20 protein-coding genes are annotated in these 19,477 nt (G+C 57.5%); 12 read left to right on the forward strand and 8 right to left on the reverse strand.

The window, feature by feature from the left end:
• Window position 1: 1 nt before the first annotated feature.
• From AAFG16_RS41250 to AAFG16_RS41275, 6 genes are read right to left on the reverse strand one after another with little or no spacing between them, the layout of a single operon-like run.
• On the reverse strand, window positions 2–529 hold the full coding sequence (locus tag AAFG16_RS41250) for a hypothetical protein (RefSeq protein ID WP_342734602.1): 528 nt from the start codon (window positions 527–529) through the stop codon (window positions 2–4).
• Window positions 505–1,860: a type III secretion system ATPase SctN gene (gene sctN, locus AAFG16_RS41255; RefSeq protein WP_271609041.1), complete on the reverse strand. Its 1,356-nt coding sequence runs from the start codon at window positions 1,858–1,860 to the stop codon at window positions 505–507. The genes AAFG16_RS41250 and sctN overlap by 25 nt, the downstream gene beginning before the upstream one ends.
• 2 nt (window positions 1,861–1,862) lie before the next feature.
• Window positions 1,863–2,480: a type III secretion system stator protein SctL gene (gene sctL / locus AAFG16_RS41260; protein ID WP_271609042.1), complete on the reverse strand. Its 618-nt coding sequence runs from the start codon at window positions 2,478–2,480 to the stop codon at window positions 1,863–1,865.
• The gene (locus tag AAFG16_RS41265) at window positions 2,477–3,097 is read right to left on the reverse strand and encodes a nodulation protein NolU (RefSeq protein WP_271609043.1); all 621 of its coding nucleotides are present in this window, start codon (window positions 3,095–3,097) and stop codon (window positions 2,477–2,479) included. Before AAFG16_RS41265 ends, sctL begins: the two co-directional genes overlap by 4 nt.
• Window positions 3,098–3,116: 19 nt before the next feature.
• Window positions 3,117–3,956 (reverse strand): type III secretion inner membrane ring lipoprotein SctJ, encoded by an 840-nt coding sequence (gene sctJ, locus AAFG16_RS41270; RefSeq protein WP_342741064.1) that lies wholly within the window; start codon window positions 3,954–3,956, stop codon window positions 3,117–3,119.
• Window positions 3,957–3,988: 32 nt separating this feature from the next.
• On the reverse strand, window positions 3,989–4,510 hold the full coding sequence (locus tag AAFG16_RS41275) for a nodulation protein NolB (RefSeq protein WP_342734606.1): 522 nt from the start codon (window positions 4,508–4,510) through the stop codon (window positions 3,989–3,991).
• Between the two features lie 191 nt (window positions 4,511–4,701).
• Between AAFG16_RS41275 and AAFG16_RS41280 the strand changes: the two genes are divergently transcribed.
• The 10 genes from AAFG16_RS41280 (at window position 4,702) to AAFG16_RS41325 (ending at window position 15,155) form a co-directional block, all read left to right on the forward strand.
• Window positions 4,702–5,403 (forward strand): secretin N-terminal domain-containing protein, encoded by a 702-nt coding sequence (locus AAFG16_RS41280; RefSeq protein ID WP_246790218.1) that lies wholly within the window; start codon window positions 4,702–4,704, stop codon window positions 5,401–5,403.
• 1,530 nt (window positions 5,404–6,933) lie between these two features.
• Window positions 6,934–8,637, forward strand: a complete 1,704-nt coding sequence (locus AAFG16_RS41285; RefSeq protein WP_342741065.1) for an HrpF/NolX family T3SS translocon protein — start codon at window positions 6,934–6,936, stop codon at window positions 8,635–8,637.
• Between the two features lie 868 nt (window positions 8,638–9,505).
• Window positions 9,506–9,802, forward strand: coding sequence for a hypothetical protein (locus tag AAFG16_RS41290; protein WP_271609045.1), 297 nt, complete (start codon window positions 9,506–9,508; stop codon window positions 9,800–9,802).
• Window positions 9,803–9,873: 71 nt separating this feature from the next.
• Entirely contained in the window at window positions 9,874–10,107 is a 234-nt protein-coding gene (locus AAFG16_RS41295; protein WP_271609046.1) for a nodulation protein NopA, read from the forward strand.
• A 113-nt stretch (window positions 10,108–10,220) separates the two neighbouring features.
• A complete protein-coding gene (locus AAFG16_RS41300) occupies window positions 10,221–11,111 on the forward strand; it encodes a hypothetical protein (protein ID WP_342734610.1) in 891 nt (296 codons plus the stop codon).
• A gap of 33 nt (window positions 11,112–11,144) precedes the next feature.
• Window positions 11,145–11,684, forward strand: a complete 540-nt coding sequence (locus AAFG16_RS41305; RefSeq protein WP_271609048.1) for a hypothetical protein — start codon at window positions 11,145–11,147, stop codon at window positions 11,682–11,684.
• Window positions 11,685–11,686: 2 nt separating this feature from the next.
• The gene (locus tag AAFG16_RS41310; RefSeq protein ID WP_271609049.1) at window positions 11,687–12,109 is read left to right on the forward strand and encodes a histidine kinase; all 423 of its coding nucleotides are present in this window, start codon (window positions 11,687–11,689) and stop codon (window positions 12,107–12,109) included.
• Between the two features lie 8 nt (window positions 12,110–12,117).
• Window positions 12,118–14,235 (forward strand): type III secretion system export apparatus subunit SctV, encoded by a 2,118-nt coding sequence (gene sctV, locus AAFG16_RS41315; RefSeq protein ID WP_271609050.1) that lies wholly within the window; start codon window positions 12,118–12,120, stop codon window positions 14,233–14,235.
• A 31-nt stretch (window positions 14,236–14,266) separates the two neighbouring features.
• Window positions 14,267–14,887, forward strand: a complete 621-nt coding sequence (locus tag AAFG16_RS41320; RefSeq protein ID WP_271609051.1) for a tetratricopeptide repeat protein — start codon at window positions 14,267–14,269, stop codon at window positions 14,885–14,887.
• Between the two features lie 109 nt (window positions 14,888–14,996).
• Window positions 14,997–15,155, forward strand: a complete 159-nt coding sequence (locus AAFG16_RS41325; protein WP_271609052.1) for a hypothetical protein — start codon at window positions 14,997–14,999, stop codon at window positions 15,153–15,155.
• A 177-nt stretch (window positions 15,156–15,332) separates the two neighbouring features.
• Here AAFG16_RS41325 and AAFG16_RS41330 read toward each other — a convergent pair whose 3' ends face one another.
• Together AAFG16_RS41330 and AAFG16_RS41335 are read right to left on the reverse strand one after the other, a co-directional pair.
• The gene (locus tag AAFG16_RS41330; protein WP_271609053.1) at window positions 15,333–15,554 is read right to left on the reverse strand and encodes a hypothetical protein; all 222 of its coding nucleotides are present in this window, start codon (window positions 15,552–15,554) and stop codon (window positions 15,333–15,335) included.
• Window positions 15,555–15,603: 49 nt separating this feature from the next.
• Window positions 15,604–15,789: a hypothetical protein gene (locus AAFG16_RS41335; RefSeq protein ID WP_092218283.1), complete on the reverse strand. Its 186-nt coding sequence runs from the start codon at window positions 15,787–15,789 to the stop codon at window positions 15,604–15,606.
• A gap of 1,183 nt (window positions 15,790–16,972) precedes the next feature.
• Here AAFG16_RS41335 and AAFG16_RS41340 point away from each other — a divergent pair.
• Both AAFG16_RS41340 and AAFG16_RS41345 read left to right on the forward strand, forming a co-directional pair.
• Window positions 16,973–17,683 (forward strand): hypothetical protein, encoded by a 711-nt coding sequence (locus tag AAFG16_RS41340; RefSeq protein ID WP_342734617.1) that lies wholly within the window; start codon window positions 16,973–16,975, stop codon window positions 17,681–17,683.
• 440 nt (window positions 17,684–18,123) lie between these two features.
• Window positions 18,124–19,476, forward strand: a complete 1,353-nt coding sequence (locus tag AAFG16_RS41345; RefSeq protein ID WP_342741066.1) for a pitrilysin family protein — start codon at window positions 18,124–18,126, stop codon at window positions 19,474–19,476.
• Window position 19,477 lies beyond the last annotated feature (1 nt).

Raw genomic sequence — 19,477 nt, forward strand, 5'->3', positions numbered from 1 at the left:
TTTATCGACAGGTTCCGCGGGCGCAGCTCGCGTGATATCGGAGCAAAACCTCATCGTCGGCATCGATTTCGGCTGCAAACTCCGAACCGACAGCGGTAGTGCGCTGGACATCGCCCTCAATCTCCTGCCATTTCTGGCTCGCCGCCGAACGCTTGGCCCATATAGTCCGCGCCTCATTCACCGCCCGCTGGGCCTGCTCATGCGCGATGCGCGCCTGCTCACGCGCCTGACGTGCCGATTCGATCTCTGCTGCCAGCCGCCCAAGGACGAGTTGACAGCGACGATCGAGCTCGGTCACGGACATCATCTCGAGCGACGCCAGGTCCTGATAAAGTTCAGCTTCGGCCTTGGCGCGACGATTCTCCGCGCCTTTAAGATTCTCAGACGCTCGCTGCAGCGCTGCGACCGCAATTTGGCGCCTGGCTTCCATGTTCGACAATTCACGAAGCGCGCTTCGCTCTCTCATGTCTTTCACTAGCCGCAATTTCGACGCTTGCACGAGATTCAGGCCGTCAGACGCGACATCCATGAAACGGTCTCCTCAAAGCTCGACGGCTCGTCCTGTGCCTGGCGCAAGAATGCGCGCAGTTCCTCGATTGACTCGATTGCCCGATCAGTCAGTGGATCGTTGCCCGGCTTGTATTCACCGACCTTGATCAGGAACTCAGCCTCATTGTAGCGCGAGAGCAGATCGCGGAATGCGGATGCCGCCTTGCGATGTGGACCAGAGGCGACCGCATCCATGACACGACTTCGGCTCGACAGCACGTCGATGGCGGGAAAATGCTCTCGGGAGGCCAGCGCGCGCGAAAGAATGATATGACCATCGAGAATGCCGCGCGACTCTTCGGCGATCGGATCGCCCGTGCCGTCACCTTCGACAAGCACGGTATAGAATGCCGTGATCGAGCCCCGCTCGCCCATACCGGCTCGCTCCAACAGACCAGGAAGCAGCGCAAAGACGGAAGGAGGAAAGCCGCGCCGGGTGGGAGGTTCTCCGGCGGCAAGGCCGATTTCGCGCATCGCACGGCTAAAGCGGGTCAGCGAATCCATCATCAGAACGACCTGCAGCCCTTGATCACGAAAATACTCGGCGAGTGCGGTCGCCATATGAGCGCATTGCGCCCGCTCCATTGCCGATCGATCGGATGTCTCAACGACAACGATCGTGCGAGCGAGGGCATCTCCAAGATGACGTTCGATGAATTCACGCACCTCGCGCCCTCGCTCCCCTATGAGAGCAACTACGGTGACATCGGCGGCCGCGCCTTTTACAATTTGCGACATCAGCGTCGACTTACCGCAACCGGCATCTCCATAGATTCCGATGCGCTGACCTTCGCCACACGTCAGAAGTCCATCCAGAACGCGAACGCCGAGCGGAAACGGCTGCTCGATGCCACGCCGCCTCATCGGGTTGGGCGCCTTCCCGCGGAGCGGACAAGTGTGGACCGTCCTTAGCGGCCCCTTGCCATCGAGTGGACGGCCGAAGCTATCGATCACGCGGCCGAGCAGGCCAGGCCCGACTGACACTTCCTGCATGCGCCCTGTTGGGAGCACTTCCGCGCGGTGGGACAAGCCTACCATATCGCCAATGGGCGTCAGCAAAACCCCGTCCGGCAGCAAACCGATGACTTCCGCTTCAAGTGACCATCCGGAAGCGTGATCCTGCAATAGGCAAAGTTCTCCAACACGGGCCCCTGGCAACACGGCATGGAGCAAGGTACCGATCGCACGCGTGATCCGTCCCCGCACGGCACGCGTATCGACCTCCTTTGCTGCGAATCTCAGAGATGCTATCGCCGCATGCACATCTCCTTCTCCGCCGGCTTGATCATGGCCTGATTGTTGCGTCGTCACGGTTAGCTTTCCTGAGAAGATGGATCAAGGCCGAGACGCAATGTGCGGAGCTGCGCGGCAAGTCCTAAATCGACACTGCCGAACTCACTCCACAGAACGCACTGGTCCGGCCCCACGGCAGGGTCCGGATCGATTCTGACTTTCGGCCGACTATTCGTTCCATCGAACGCCAGGAATTCATGTCTTAGTGCATCAGCGTTCACAGGAGACACGTGAAGGCATATTTCTGCGCTGCCATATCTTTTCTCGACAGCGTGACGAACGGTTCTTACCAACATCTCACCCGGATCAAAGGAGCCCAACAAATCGGTCAATATCTCAATGACGAGCTGTGGTAACTCCTGTTGCAGAACAGCTTTTCGACCGGCCACATCGGAAGCAGCTCGGGCAATCAGCTGTGCCATTTCGTCCGAGCCTGACCTTAGACCCTCGCAGTGCCCGCGCTCCCGCTCCTGCTGATAGGCCTTCCTTGCCCAACTGCGAACCTGCCGAAGGTATCGCTCGGCTAGCGCGCGCGTCTGCACCGCATCGTACCAGATGCCAAGTTCCGCGGCTGGTATGAGCGGACCGAGCGGCCGTATGTGCGGGCTATATGGCAAGATTGTTTCATTGGCCGTCATGCCGCTGGCTCCTGCGTGGCCAAGTGGGCCACCACCAAAGACAGTAACTGACCCGCTGAGTTGTGGTGTTCGGCTGCTGGAGATTCGGCGGTGGTCCCCACAGGTAAGCGGAGAAGAACGCGCACACGGTCAAGTTCTGATGCGTCCTTGAGCCAAGCGCCAAGGCAGGCAAATCCGTCATTTTCAATCTGGCTCGCGAGCTTCTGCGAATCGTCAATCGATGTGGTTGCGACGGCGCTGGATAAGTGTCGGATTGCGAAAGCATGTGCTTCGGCACCAATGTTTTCGATCAGAATCGCTACATCATGCCTTGACACAAGCTTCAGCACCGAACGGGCATGCCAGATACTGCCAGCGAGCAGCGCCGCCCGACGCGGCTCATGCCCGAGCAGAACGTCCCTACCCCAGTCGGTTCCGCTCGAAACCAGCTCACTACCTAGCAGCAATTCGACCAGTCTTTGCTGCAGTCTTGGAGACTTCTGCAACTGCAGCACTGCGGCGTCCGACAGAAGCCCATCAAGATGGCCGGCAAACCGGCTGGGATGGATCAAAGCGGCAAGCTCGCGCAGGCGATCGGAATGCGGGTTGAGTGAATAAGTTGGGTTAGTGGATGCCATCGATACGGACCTGCTGCCGCTATTTCGGATCGGAGGAGAGCGTTTTGCCGGCGGACTGGCCCGCTGGCTTGCTGGCATCTCTGCCGAAACTTGTCACTTTGAGCCAGGATTGACGAAGCTGTCGCCCACGTGTGCTCAGCAGCACGTAAGATAGAATGCCCAACGCGGCGAGCCCACCTCCTGCACCAATCGCAATGTGGGTTGCAATGAACTTCGTTGGTTCGGTGGAAGCTGCTGCTGGCACAACGGAGACCTCATGCTGAGCCCGCTCAACCGGCACGAACACGACCGCCACCTTGTCGTATGATAGACCTTCGATGCTGTTGGCGACGAGCATCTTGATCTGCGGCAGCAAGGCTGAGAGCTTCGCATTCGAGGCGTATCGAATGAACACCGACGCCGAAGACGGGGTTGCATCCTGTCGCAAAAGATCATTCTTCGGCAGAACGACATGAACACGGGCGGAGAGAACCCCATCGATATCGTTGATCGTGCGCGACAATTCTTCACTGAGAGCATAGACGTAGCGGGCTCGCTCCTCAACCGGAGAGGCAACGAGGCCCGCCCCCTTGAACACCTCACCAAGGCTCTTGAAGGGTTGGCGCGGCAAGCCCTGGTTATTCAGAAGCTCGATTGAGTAGGCGAGCTGCTTTTCTTCCACCTGAATTGTGCTGGTCCCATCCTTACCGACAACACGGATGGCATCGACGCCCTTGCTCAGGAGCAGCCCAAGCATCTCGTTGGCTTCGCGTTCTTGCACTTTGGTATACAGATCAGCTTTGCAACCGGCGAGGGTCAGCAAAAGCGGCAACAGGACGAGAGCATGAAGCCGCTTTCTTGCGGGACAGCCGTTACCGATCTTGTCTTTCGTCAAGACAGCCAATGGCCCGCTCAGCCCGCCGATAGAAGCTTGTTCAGAGATGAACTGACAGCACCTGTCCCCTTGGAGACGAGCGAAACCTGGATAACGCCGTTGTAAACATCCCGCAGATTCGCCAGCGCCGAATCGAAATGATCCGCACCTTCCGGTTTGCCCGCCGGATGTACCTCGACTTGCTGCACACGCAAGACTGGCTGCGCTGCCGGCCCAAGCTGGAGACCCTTGGTAGGATCAGGCTCGCCGACGAGCGTCGGCGAAACTGCACCCGACGGAAATGGTTTGCCCTGATGGATAGCAGAAATGCTCTGAAGGACACGATCGCCGAGCGGGCTCGGCGACATGACTGCGCGCGATACTTCCGGCAGCAATGGAGCTGGCGCGCGCTCGCTCACAGAAGAGGCGGCACCTTGGTTCGAGGCCGCCTGCGCAAGACTCTCATCAAACTGGGCGTGTGCCGGCGAACAGCCGTTGGAGGCACACTCGACGGAGTTGACAGGGGTCGGCGTAATGCCAAACAACATGGAGGAAATCATTTCTGTCACGTAGTGAGGTGAGCCATCAGTTCACACGAACGGGCCGGCACCTTAGAGAAGCAAGCTGACCAAAAACTGACGAGCAGCTGTCATCTAATGATCACGGTCAGCTCCCAATTTTCGACGAGGCAGCGGCTTCCAAATTTTGGGACGAATTCCAGTGCTTGTTCTCAAGCGAAAAAATAGCGGGAATGCTCATTCCATCTACAAGGCGGCACATCTTGAAGAAACTTCTCTATGCTGGTGTTTTCATTTGCTTGGGCGTCGTCGAGGCGCTCGGCGCTCCCCTGGCGCTGCCATCGACGCCTTATAGTTACACAGTTCTGGATCAGGACCTCGCGGCCGCACTGCAGGAATTCGGCAACAACCTAAACATCAGAGTCAATGTCAGCGCCGGGGTGAAGGGGCGGATTCGCGGGCGAATGTCCGATCTCCCACCGCGAGAGTTCCTCGAACGGTTGATCAATCTCTACAATCTTCAATGGTACTACGATGGGATGGTGCTCTATGTATCCGCCGCGCATGAGGCGCAAAGCCGCCTTTTGGTCTTGAGTCCGATCAGCTTTGATGCGTTCAAGGCGGCACTCGATGCGCTCAACATCTCCGACGAGCGTTACATCGTGAGAGCCGTACCGGGAGATGGCCTCGTCTTCGCCTCTGGTCCACCCCGCTTTGTCGCGCTTGTGGAGCAAACACTCAAAGGACTTGCGGCGGAGGCACAGGCACGGCGAAACCCGAGCGGTGACGAAAAGCCACGGCACGAGTCGGTCTTGATGCTGTTTCGGGGATCCTCCAGCGTGGTCGTTCGCGAAGGACGACCGAATGACGCTCCTTCGCCGGAGGCACCACATCAAGACGGCATGGTCCACCTACCCGACGCAGGTAAGAAATGACCTCAGACAACAGGTCGCCTACGAAGAGGTGCAATGCGTCTGTTTATGCCCTCTCTCAGCTTTTCGAAAGCTACTGCTGCCATTGTCAGAGTGCGGATATGTAGATGGCCGATGCCGCGGGGCGGCGCAATAAACGCCCGGCCGGAGCCGCGGATGTGAACCAGAGTCCTGGCCAGCAGCATCGGTGACCGCGCTTTGCCGCTTTAGCACCTCGTGCGAGCTTTTGAACAACTCAACGAACTCTGCCATGCAAAGGAGCTTCGTCGCAAAAGATTGAAAGCCCCTCCGTTGTCCAAAAGGAGGAGCAGCATGGAGTTCAACGCGCTAAGCCCGGCGGACAACAGCCCAGCGCCCCACTCGTCCTCGTCGTCCGCCTGTCCGAGAGAGTCGCATTGATAAAATACCCGAATACAGCCAGGATCTAATTTGGCAGGAACTCGGAGGCAGATTATCGCGTGTCGAGCTATCATTGAGCGGCGGCGAGCGGACCAATTCCCAACAGCCGATCGCTCAGCACCGCGTGGACGCCTCCGATTTCGGCCACGATCCGGGTCACCTCACGCCGGACCGTCTCAAGCGGAGCTCGCGTTGCCGGCACAGGTTGCTCCGCCGGAACTTGGAGATTTCGAGATGCTAAAAAGCCGCGATCTCATACCGACCAGGGCTGCCCGGACAACCATGTTCACCAACCTGGGTGTGCCTCACGGGGCGGAATGGCGAGAAGAAGGTTTTATTCGTCTTAAACCATCGCTAGACGCTGACCTTTGGCCTGTAGGTTCGAGCGAACACTCGCCAAGCGGATAAGCATGATGACATAAAGAATGCCAGGCGCAGCCGAGCTTCGATCCGCTCGGGGCAACATGGTCCGCACAATACCGTTGACTCTTTCGAGCATCTACGCCAGCCAATCTGATACGATCATTCTGTATCTGGCTCATCGGGCAGACGCCAACACTCTCGTTGGGCGCAGGCGAGGTCGCTAGGCGTGGGTGATTTCACCATAAGATGCTGCGGAGACCTGCGACGTTGTTGCAGGAATTAGCGCACGTGACCATCCGCAGAGCGGCAGACTCGGATTCATTAATTCGACCTAATTGGCGTGGAGGCGAGCGATCGAAACAAAGCAGGTAAGCCGATTCCGATATCAAGAACCATGACCGCCTTTCACACTGTCATTTCGCGCTTCGTTATGAAACCTCTGAATGCCGTCAGCTTTTGGAAAGCTAATCGAACCTACCATACGGCGTGAATATCTAGACGGCGATGTGCCTATAGATTGTAGCGGAACTGAGCGCTGGGGCGCACTGAGCAATCGGAAGCAAGTGGTAGGAGCCATCGAATCCCATCAACATTTATTGCTCGTTGTTCGTCGCGATTCTCGGGCTGCGCCACATGACCCGGCTTGTGGTGCGATCTCAAATCAGAGGACGTATAATGTCAGTCAACAACCTGTCGCTAACCGCGAGCTCCACTTTGTCAGGGCTGGCGCCTGGGCCCTCATCGGCGCGGGATCTTTCAAATTTCGAGGCGATGCTGGCTAGTTTCTCGTTGAAAGACAAGGTCGATGACCATTCCGCGCCGCAGGAGCCGACGGCTGCAGACTCAGCCAAGCAGCTGACGGAGGAACTCACGCAGGAGGTACGGAACATCCTCCCGCCGGAGATCAAGGCCGCACTGGACGCATGTCAGCAGGCGCCAGCGCCATCCGCCACGGAGTCCTCCTCCGCTGCGAGCGCACCGAAGATTGCAGAGGCACCCGTACAAAGCTCCAGGATCACGTGGAACAGCGGCACGTTGACTGATGCCGAGCTGGTGATTGTGTCGGTGCTGAACCGACACAAAGACAAATGCCCGCTGGATTGGAAATCTCTCGGCGATCTGGCCAACGATCCCTCCACACCGCCGGATCTAAAGGCGGCGATCGAGGCGTTGCAACAGGACCCAGAGCTCTTCTATGCGATAGGCTCGCAAGGTGACGGCCGCTGCGGCGGGAAGATCAAAGCAGGTGATCTCTCCGGTTTCTCCGATCACCACCCTCAGGTTGCTGCTTTCCAGGAGCAGCGGGCGGAGAGCTATACGCAGAACTATATCCCTTCCGACGGCACCCGGAATGGCGAGCCATCGGTTATGACCCAGACCGATGCAGTGCGCGAGCTCTATCGCTATGCCGACAACCTGCCTAAGAACCTGAGCCTTGCGGATTTCAAGCGGATCGTCGACGGCGAAGCCAAAACCGGCAAATGCCCGCCACAGGTCCTCGCTGCCGCTCAATACTTCCTCGACCACCCGGATGAATGGAAGCAGTTGTACGGTGGCTCGATAGACAAGGTCCACAAAGAGGACTTCCTGCAGGTTGCTTCATCATCGATCAATCTCACGCAAGCCGAGCTCGATACGCTCAATACGATCAGCAAGAACCAAAACGCTTTCTTCGGGAAGGGTGACCTGACCCGGGAAAAGCTGGCGAGCATGGTCGATGATAAGAGCCTCGCGCCCGAGGTGCGAAAGGCGGCCTCCCAGCTGCTCTCCGATCCTGTGTTGTTCGGGTTGATGAACAACGCGATTACGGGCTACAAAACCCACCACAAGTTCTTCGACTTCGGCGGCGGCCATACGGTCGATTCCGGCAACATCAGCAACAGCGACTTCGACCAGTTCTTCAACAACATGTCGGGTGCGAACCGCACCGTTCACCAAGTGAAGACGCATGCCGTCCGAACGCCTGCCGAGCAGGACGCGGTCGCGGAAATGACGACGGGCATGGCAGACCAGCCCGACATCAAGTCTCCCAAAAAGAACGGTGGCGCCTTCATGCACGCACTTAACGACGTGCTCAAAGTTGGCTCTAAGGTATTCGACTGGGCCGCAACAGCAGTCGGTGTACTTGGATTCATTCCAGGCTTGGGTGAATTGGCCGATCTGGCGTCAATGGTGCTCGAAGCCGAGGCGCAAGCTGCAAATCTTCTTCACACTGCCATCAGTGGCGGCAACATAAAGCAAGCGCTGGAAGAAGCCGGGCTGAGCCTTGCGGCACAGGCGGTGGGCTGCATCGCCGGACCTGAGGTCAAATTAGCAATGCGAGAAGGCTTGGTGAAGCAGGCCATTCAAGAAGCCGCGACGGCAGGCATCAACCTGCCGGTTTCGGTGGCCCAGTCCTACGCGGAGGACTATTTAAATAACCTGAAGGCTCGCATCGAGTCCGAGCGCTTGCAAGCTGCAGGCGCTTACGCCTAGGCGGAGCGACGCTATCCTCTCAGGATGACGCTCGAAACTGAGCTTGCGCGACCTCCGCGCGTCGCGCAAGCTCCACCAGCACACTTGAGACCGCCCCCGAATCCGAGGAACTTATTTCGGCCCTTCGCTGCGCACAAACTATGTCGGCCGCACTCGATCGTTCGAATCCGGCCTCAAACCCAGTCTGCCGCTGTGACGTTCCATTGACTGCATACGCCGCCTGTCAACATCGCGATGTATTAACAATACCCTACAGACGGCCACAGCCGAGGAGCCAGCCGATTGCGCAAGGATCGAGAGCACATTGGTCCAGAGCGGTAGAGCCGAAGGGCTCTTTCTCGAGCAGCGGGCTCCTGCTCGGTCTCCCTGAAATGGGTCGCGATTGACGGATCTGCCATGGGCCAGCTAGGGCCGATGGACCGCTCTGGCCGCTGGATCGGCCGTCACTCTGGCTTTCAGCCTCGCTCCCGACGAGGTCAAGCTCCGTGCCGCATCGCCTGACCGCAAGCAAATTGTCGAAAGAGCTCGGAAGCATCGCAAGAGACATGAGCCCGAGATTGCAGCACGTCGACCCCAAAACGCTTTTATTAGTGGCGGCTTTGATATTTCGCCAATTGAACGCTTTCGAAGCGATGAGCAACGTGCTCACCCGATCAAGCTCCACAAACGATTGTTTGTCTTAACCATCTGATCTCCAGCTTTGGCCGGCAACCTTTCAAATACGGTTTGCTGGTGAAACGTTTAATGACGACTCACCATCGGCTCATTGTATTTTCTACGACTCGTCAGCTTGTCGAAAGCTAATATTCGCATAGTGGAGGGTGGAAACTGCCTCCATTGGCACATCGAATTGACATAGGAGAACTCCATGCGCGTTGCGAGCTCTAGCGCCGCTGGACACGTTGATGCTGACCTCCATGCGGCTGGCGGCAAAGGCGGCGGCAAAAAGGGATGGCAAAAGCCTGGCGAGCGCGACGATCATGGCCGATCGCCTGATGCCAACATTCCCGCAAACGGCGGCGCGTCCAATCCGGGCACTAACTCGCATGAAGCCGCTATGCAGCAAGCGTTCAACGTCGCTCTGGGAGCCATTGCTCTCCAATTTGCGAATAGTGCAATGAGCCGTTTCGACGATGTCATGGCCGAGACAGAGGAGGATTCCTGACGTCGCATGTTGCGACGTTAGGAAATAGGAGCCGCACGTGGGCGGCGAAATCGAGCAAACAGGAGAATAGTATGAGTAAAGGAGTTGGTGCGTCTGGTACCTCGACTGCAGGTGGGGCAGCCGGCACCGCTACTGCTGCAGCCGCTTCCGCGGGTGCTGAAGTTGCTGGAGAGGCGGCATTCCAAAAGCAAATCGCCGCTCTGACTGCGACCAGCACAAAGGCTGCTGAGAGGGATGTGGAACTTCGCATTGTCTCGACTGAGCTTTCGACTGTCAAAAAAGCGGCCGATGAGCGGGTGCAGTAAGGGATGAGATGGGGCGGCTTCGCCGCCCCACTTTCCCCGGCTGCTTAGTCTGTGAAGTCGCAAGGGCCGTACGGCTTGCCGTACGGTCCCGTTCACTGTTCAGGAAACCGACCGTGAATGAACCAAATTGCCTGCATTTCGAAGTGCTGTCCGGGTGTTATTCTGGGCTGACAAGTAAAGTGGGGGGCGGATCGTGTCTGATTGGCAGCAGCCTCGACGCAGACTTAATCTTCGTCGAACAAGGCCTCGAACCGCACCATCTTCGTGTTGCCCCGCATTTCAATTCAATCGAGATCGAGGCCCTTGCGAGGGACGTCAGGATCGAGGGGCACGAGACTGTTTTAGCTAATGAGCCCATTGTTGTCTCTCTTCCTGTCGTTTTGCATGCCGGGGCGATGTCCATCCGCTGGACGATCGAGGACTACAAACAAGCTGGCTCCATCGGCCGCCGGCGTATATCGCTCGCCGTTCTCACTTTGGTCCTGATCAGCTCTGCCGCGGTTGGCGCAGTCTCATCCAGTTTTGTCGAGACCGACACCACCTTGGCGTCAAGTCCGTCGTCCCCTGCTACGGACATTGCACCCAAGCTGGCGCTCAGCGCTCCTGATGCTCTGGCCACCGATGCAGCTGCCGAGCGGCTGCAAGAGGAAGTTGATAGAGCGGGTCTTGTCGGCATCAAGGTCGGCTCTGGGGTGGGCGTTGTCACCGCCGACGGCACCGTTACGCCCGCCTCGCTCGCCACATGGCGAGACGTCCAGCAGCGGTTTGATCAAAATAGCAATGGCGCTTATACGCTCGTCAATGCGGTCGCCATCAAGGATGAGAAGACGCCCCCCGCAATTGAGGTCCAAGCTGTTTGGCGCGGGAGCGAACCCTATATTGTCATTGCTGGTCAAAAGTATTTCGTCGGCGCGCTCTTGAGCAATGGATGGACCGTCTGCGGGATTGAGGAAGGGCGTGTTCTGCTGATGCGGGATGGCCGGCTTGCCACCCTACCCTATTAGCGGTTTAGCCCGCAGGTAAGAAAGCAAAGTGCCATGACTAGGCTGCCCCCGAATCCCGTCAAGCCTGGCACCTCTTTTCAGGAGCCAAACGTCGATCATCATGCATCTGCCATCACGCCGGTTAGTTTTCGAGGTAAGTCCATCGGGATTGATCGGAGGCGTGGCAATGATAACAAGAGCCACACCTCAATTTCTCTTCACAGCGACGTGCTGGATCCGTTGGTGGACGCCACGATCGAGAGCGCGCTCGAGCTCAGTTCGATCGATGCAGTTTCGCGCGTCAATCTCGACGAGGCGCGCGCCCCGCCAGGTCAGGTCGAGCCAGGCTCGGAATTCGCTTGGCTTAATGAGCCCAATCTCGCGCACGGTCTGCTCTCCTTCGTGACGCCGCGCTTACGTCACTCGCATGTTCTGCGTCCAGAGCAACACGGCCTTCTTCTGGAGCGTTTGGCTGATACGCTATCAGCTGCGCCAGAGGATTTGGTGTCACGTGAAGGGGTCGCGCTTCTACAACTGGAGCTGCAGCGATTGATCCTGCTCCGGCAGAGTCACAACGGCTTGATCAAAGGCTAGCGATGGACGGGCCAGATAAAGCGCAACACTTCACATCTACACAGCGCGTTTCCGAAGCCGGCGCTGTCGAGCTGATCTCCGGGCCGGAGCGAGATTTGCTCTGCGTGCTTTCTTATGTCTACCTTGCCTGCGGACAGAGCGACAAGAGCCTGGCTCTGTTGCGGCTGGTCGCTCACGAACAGTCCCAAGACATCGGCTTGCTCCGCATCCTGGCCTACGCTCTCATCTCGGAGCGTCGCGGTGACGAAGCACTGTCGGTGTTGGACAAGCTTGACAAACTGGATGACGAGCCGTCTTCGTGTCTGCCCTTGATGCTGATGCGCAGCCACGCGCTGCGTCACGCTGGCTGCATGACCGAAGCGCAAGCCGTCTTCAAACGCTATGTTTTGTTGCGGGGCAGCACAGCTTCAATCGAACAAAAATAAGGCTTCTCATGGCCAACCTTCTACGAAATCTCATCACGCGCGCGCCGGCTCACCCGGACTTGATGGTCGCGTTGATGCTTCTTCTGGCGATCGGAATGATGATCATGCCGATCCCGATCATCGTGATCGATATGCTGATTGGCTTCAATCTAGGGTTTGCCATATTGCTGTTGATGGTAGCCCTGTATCTCAACACGCCGCTCGACTTTTCGTCCCTACCGGGCGTCATCCTGATCTCCACCGTCTTTCGTCTCGCTCTTACCGTTGCAACGACGCGACTGATCCTAGCCGAGGGCGATGCCGGCAGCATCATCCATACGTTCGGCGATTTCGTCATATCCGGCAACATCGCCGTCGGCATTGTCATATTCCTGATCGTGACCATGGTGCAGTTCATGGTTCTCGCCAAGGGCGCCGAACGGGTGGCGGAGGTATCGGCGCGCTTCACGCTCGATGCGCTGCCGGGCAAGCAGATGGCAATCGACGCGGAGCTGCGCAACGGCCATATCGATCAGCACGAAGCCCGCAGCCGGCGCGGCGCGCTCGAGCGAGAAAGCCAACTGCACGGCGCGATGGACGGCGCTATGAAATTCGTGAAAGGCGACGCCATAGCCGGACTTATAGTCATCTGCATCAACATGCTGGGTGGCATCACAATCGGATCACTCTCCAAGGGCATGTCCCTCGAGGAGGCGATGCATCAATACACCATCCTGACGATCGGTGATGCGCTCATTTCGCAGATTCCGGCTCTGCTGCTGTCAATTACGGCAGCAACCATTGTTACTCGTGTCAACGGTCCTTCCAAACTCAATCTCGGCGCCGATATCGTCAACCAACTTACGGCCAGCACACAAGCGCTACGCTTGGCCTCCTGTGTCTTGCTTGTGATGGGGCTCGTTCCTGGCTTCCCTTTGCCCCCCTTTGTCATACTGGCCGCGCTCTTCTCCGCCGCCAGCTTTCTCAAGGTTGGCGTGCAAGAGGGCAAGACCGCTCCCAAAGCCGGCGCCGGTCCCACCGGTTCGGCTCCCGCTTCCGCACAGGGTCAGAAGCAAGCCGTGCCCGCGGAGGCACTTCCAATTACGCTGTTGCTAGCGCCGAGCCTGATGCAGGCAATCGACGTAGGGGAACTTGAGCAGTGCGTCGCCCGGGTTTCGGCACTGGTTTCAGCTGATCTTGGCATCACAATTCCACGCATTCCCGCCCAAAGCGCAAAGCACCTGGCCCAATTGCAATTCCGGGTGGATGTCGAAGGAGTGCCCGTGGAAGAGGGCGCCATTGACCCTACACAACTCTTACTTAATGACGACGTGGCGAACATTGATTTGAGCGGGATCCCCTTTTGGCACGACCCAGACACGAATCGGATCTGGATCAAACAAGTCCATGCGCCTGCTCTCAACGCTGCCGGAATAGGGCACCACCGTCCGAGCGAAATCATCGCCTTGCGCGTCCAGTCAACGTTGACACGCTATGCACAGCGCCTGGTGGGCATTCAGGAAACGCGTCAGTTGCTTGGCCGGATGGAGCAGGAATATGCCGATCTGGTGAAAGAGGTGCTGCGCACGACACCGATCCCTCGCATCGCGGATGTCCTACGTCGCTTACTGGACGAGGGCATCCCGATCCGGAACACCCGTTTGGTTTTGGAGGCGCTTGCAGAATGGAGCGAACGGGAACAAAATGCCGTACTGCTCACCGAATATGTGCGCTCCGCTCTGAAGCGGCAGATCTGTCACCGCTACGCCAACGCCCATCGTGTTGTGGCGGCTTTTATCGTCGAGCGCGAGACCGAGGATATCGTGCGTAGTGCCGTGCGCGAGACAGCTGTCGGTCCCTATCTCGTTTTGGAGGATCGGCAAAGCGAGATGCTGCTTTCACAATTTCGCCAGATCCGTTCGAGCATCGCACGTAGTCAGAACCAGCCAGTTATCCTGGGATCGATGGATATCCGGCGCTTCGTCCGCGGCTTTCTCACCCGCAATGGAATAGACCTACCTGTTCTCTCCTATCAGGATCTCGCCTCGGATTTCACCGTCCAGCCGATTGGCTCCGTCAAACTTGCGCCTGGCAAGGACAAGACTCCTACAGGCGGGCATCGTGACCTCCTCCCTGCGGCCGGCTGACGAGCACAGGTTTGGGGTCGTGAGGTCGCTTATGAATTCATGTAAGATTAACGTTCTGCGGCGCTGGCGTAACATTCGTCGCCATTTGTGCTCGGCCTTTCTTCCCATGCTTGCCATTGTGCTGCTTGCGGGTTGCGTTAACTCGCGCAAGTCGGATCTTTCAGAGCAGCCGACGTCTGCGGCAGAGCTGGTCGGGGCCAAGGAGGTCGATCCAGCTATGCGCGAGCGCATCGCTCTCGCCCTCGGTCCCGATGTTGACGAGAAGGCTTTGCGCGATGCGCTGAAGCAACGACCGGATAATGTTGATGCCGCGATTCCTCTTGCGCGGGCTTTGCTGGCACGCAAATGCCCGAATGATGCGCTTGAGGTGCTCGACGGGATCTTATTGGCAGCCCCTGGCGACCTGCGCGCATTGAATGCCAAAGCAGTTGTTCTCGATCACGAGGGCCGACATCGGGAGGCCCAAGAACTTTACCGCCAAGCTCTCGCAGCGGAACCCGCAAACCCGATGCTGCGCAATAACTTCAAACTGTCCCTCGCTCTTGAAGGTAAGACGGAGACCGGCGGCGCCAACCCAGCACCACAGGCGGACGGCCCGCACTTCGCGGCGCTATCTCGAACGAGCCCATGCGGGACCGGATCGGAACGGTAACGTCTTGATGCTTAGCTATCAGCATGCCGACAGCTAGGCTTACCATCAACGCGGAACACTCAATCGGCGAGCAGCCCCGGCGACCTCGTCGATACAAATGGGAGGCTTCATGTTTCAGCGCACCAGAAATTTATCCGATATCAAATGCGCTTCCGAGGCCGATGAAATGAGAACGCGCGCGACTAATGACTGGTACTACGCGCATCGCCAAAATTTCGCCGGATATACTCTCATTCCTGAATTCGGCGCCATCGAGTTTCTCCTCTGATTCATTTTCGACTGCAGTCCCGCCATACGCACTGGTCGAGAGCCACCAGTGGAGCGCCGGGCTCCTGAGAACGGAAGCCGGAGGATCCTGCCGCAACTTAAGACAAGAGCGGCAACGCCAGGTGTACCGAGAGTGCGGCAAAGCCCGCCAGCGATCCGCATGATGATGAATATGACTTTATGTAGAACGCATAGGCTCTACACGAAGATAACCGATGTCATTGGCCAAATCGACTTTAGGGAGGTCAGCCTCGCATCTCATGCCCTTCGCCATATAATTCTTGATCAATGATTTCTGCATCCGCACGGGATGGCGGAATTGAGCTTGATAAGCGCAGGTTCCGCTTTCCTTGCGCGGCGCAACATCGGAAACTGGATCGTTTGGCGAATTGCCTGTCATGATCCGACCTATTGGCCAGGTGGTGGATACTTTTCATCGTCGAGCGCAATCAAGCAGGACGTGCAGCAGAACAACTGAAGTATCTCTCGATCTCTGCGATCGCGCGCTCCTCCCACTCTGCAGCTTGCGCTAGCAATGAGTCCCGTTGGATTGGCCGAAATGTGGCTGACTGACGGCACAACGAAGCTATCGCGCGATAGCGGCGCACGTTTTCCATAACGGCCGGTCCGCTCATGTGTGGATCTCCTCCCCTGCTATCCCGGGCAAGAACTTGCTCGAAAACCGTTTTCGATCCGTTAGCGGTCGGAGTCGAAGCCGTGAATGGTTGGCAGAACCTTGCCGGCATGACGGGGCCGAAAAAAGAATGTTTTCCACAAGGATCACATCCACATAAAACCGCTCGGCAGTGCTCCATCCGGGCGCTTCTGCACCCGTTGGCTCAGCTTATTGGTTGGATAGCGGAGTTAGCAGCAGCTAGCGCGAGCGAGGCACGTTTCGGCTTGCAATCTCAATCAGGATAACTGTGAACTGGCCTGTCTTTGGGTTCCTCACTAACTAATTTGAGCAATCCGTTTATTGGTGATTTGAAAGACAGAGAGCCGGTGCTTTGTCGCCATCCTTTTTCCTCCATAAACAGCAAACGGCACGCAACTGTGACTTCCTCCGTCTCATCGAAAGCTAGCGAGATTGAGCAGCTGTTTACCTCGCCGGTCGACAACCGAACTGCTGCTTGCGACGGATCCTCTCAACCCTCGGCAATCTACCAGGTAGCGTAAGCTTATCGCATAACTTTCCGAGTCTCTTCCGTAGCTCCGTTTACTTGATTTAGCGGTGCGCTTGCGCGGCCGGAGTGCACAGGGATTTCACTGAGAATTTAGCAGAATCGAAGAAGGCCAGAGATACTCATCGATACTCATGGGAAGTAGTATCGCCGCAATCCCGAAAATTAAAGGGTTATGGGAACGAGACTAACGTTCGGGATCCAGTTGGACGCAGACTACCACCATTGGTCCACACCCGATTGATGCCGGGCCTCCCATCGGATGCCACGTGTGCCGCAAATTGTGCTTCAAAACGTGCCGCAGTCCTACCCCTCAATATGCAGCACCGTCGATCTGGTGAAACTATCGTGACTGTCAGCATGGCGGCCCGCCAGAGCGCCCTCGCGAGGTCAAGTGAGGCCGTTTTAGACCCGGAACTAGCAATGACAAGTGTCCCTGGTTTTGCGGCCGCGTGGATCACAAAAGGCTAATGCGCCATTCAAGGGGACGCTTCAGCCGGCCGAAAGACCTCTGGCCATCAGCCTACCAAAACAAGGAGACGACGGGCTCTTGTTTGTAGCATATGCTCTGCGCTCGTACGGACGACAGCAATTGTGCGCCGGCGCGCTCGCATCCTACGGGTTTAGGGGCACTTGGATGATCACGCCGTTTCGACGGAACTGGAGTCCAAAAGAGTTATTCAATACTCTGACGCCAGCGATGTTCGCCGCCGAGCCGCCGGCTGTCCGCGCACGTTGGGACAAATTGTGGCCTGATCTGTACACTGAATATGACGCCCGGTACTTGAAACAAGAATTAGTCGCGAGAAATCTTATCGCTTCCGATGAAGCTGCTGCATTCTTTAACGCCTGGGCGATTGACGAAGAGCGCCACACCGACGGATTCATCCGGATCATTGAACTTGTCGCCAATGGATCCGAGAGGACTCTTCGGGAGAGATTGGAGGCTCGATCTCATGATTTTGGGCTGATCGTTCAACACTTGAAGGACGAGTTTTCCGTGATGGTTATGATCGCATTTGATGAAATGTGCACTTGCCGCGCCTATGCAGCAGAAAAGCCGTTTTATGACGCCCTTGGGAACATCACGTTCCATCATTGGCTGCGGCAGGTAATTGCTGACGAGGCGGTCCACTCGATGAACGCCGTTAATGTTATCCGCTCGCGCTATCGCGACCGCATTGGCCAAGTCGGCACAATTCTCGACAACCTAATCCGCGCGGCGGATAACCTATGCTATTCTGGCACCTTCGTCCTGGACTACTTCGGCGCAGTGTACTCCAAGGAGCTGCTGGCAGACTCCCGCCTCGCTACCATGAGAAATATTGCCAAGCCACTCATCGTGTAGAGCGAGATCTGTAACCGCGAGCCTACGGACAATTGTTCGGACGTCATACCGCCAGCTCAATCCAGCTCTTCTGCAAGTTTTCCATTGTGCCAGTTGACGCCAGGTTATCCCTGACGCGTTGTCTGTAAATGTCGTGTTGACGACATGTCGACGGTTCACCTTTTGACAGGATGGTAGGTGCCAGTTCCGTTTTGTATCAACTTGGCGTGCGCGCGGCCGTGAGTACACCACTCCAGCAACTGGTCCGGTCTTTGCTCTGCTGTTTGGCAGACAACGAGCGGCTCCGCGCTTTGTCGGATTTGTCTGCCGTGAACGTGGATCAGCATGGAATGAAAGGCGCTACCATGAAGAATCTGATTTCGGTCACCGCCGAGGCAGGAGGTACCGCCGCTAATACTTCCGGCTCGACGACGCCCACCGCGCCGGCGGTCGAGCACAGGATGGATGACAGCACTGACTTATATCTACCTGAAGAGGAGAGCGTCCTTGCCGACAGGGTCAGATCGGATCGACCCGCTTGCTTCACGCTTCAGAACGGCCTCCAGGTGCTCGTGATCCCAGATCATCGCACACCCGTTGTGACTCAGATGATCTGGTATAAGGTCGGCTCCGCCGACGAGCCGCCTGGCAAATCGGGGCTTGCGCATTTCCTCGAACACCTGATGTTCAAGGGCACCTCCAAATATCCGGCTGATGCCTTCTCCACGGCCGTCCTGCGCGCCGGCGGCAATCAGAACGCCTTCACCGGGCTTGACTACACCAGCTATTTCCAGCACGTGCCGCGCGAGCACCTCGGCAAGATGATGGAATTTGAAGCCGATCGCATGACCGGTCTCATTCTCAAAGATGAGGACGTGCTTTGTGAGCGCGACGTCGTACTGGAGGAATTCAATATGAGGGTCGCCAACAATCCACGTGAACGTCTCGCCGAGCAGATGATGGCGGCGCTTTACCTCAACCACCCCTACGGTCGCTCCATTATCGGGTGGCGCCATGAAATCGAAAATCTTACCCGAGAGGATGCGCTTACCTTCTACAAGCGCTTCTATGCACCGAACAACGCGATCCTGATTGTCGCTGGCGACGTCGCCCCCAAGGAAATCCGCTCGATGGTGACGGAGACATTTGGCGGCATCCCCACGCAAGCATCAATTCCCCTGGAACGCCTGCGGCCGCAAGAGCCGACGCCGGCAGCGCCGCGCACAGTGACGTTGGCCGATGCCCGCGTCGAGCAGCCAGCCCTGCACCGCTATTATCTTGTACCATCGGCTCGCACCGCGGCCGCGGGCGAGGGTCCAGTGCTTGACGTGCTCGAGCAGTTGATGGGCGGCGGCGTCAACTCATACCTCTATCGCTCGCTGGTGGTCGAAAAGCAGCTCGCCGTCACTGCCGGAACGAGCTACCACTCTGCCGCGCTCGATCCCTCGCTATTCGCGATTTTTGCCCTACCAAAACCCGGCGTCAAACTCAGCCAGATCGAGCGCGCCATCGACGAGGTAATAGCCGACATTGCGAGTAATCCCCCGAGCACCGAAGATCTCGAGAGGGTCAAGACGCGGCTGATCGCGCAGGTGACCTATGTCCAGGACAATCAGGAAATGCTATCCCGCTGGTATGGCCGCGGCCTGACAACGGGACTATCCGTCGACGATATTCGGGGATGGGCCGACGGCATCCGCGCGGTCGGTGCACAGCAGGTGCACGACGCCGCGCCGAAATGGCTCGACAAGAAACGATCGGTGACCGGCTATCTCATCAAAGAGTCCACCCCAAAACAGGGGGAGAAGCTCTAAT

Source organism: Bradyrhizobium sp. B117 (genome assembly GCF_038969555.1).
Classification (GTDB): Bacteria; Pseudomonadota; Alphaproteobacteria; order Rhizobiales; family Xanthobacteraceae; genus Bradyrhizobium.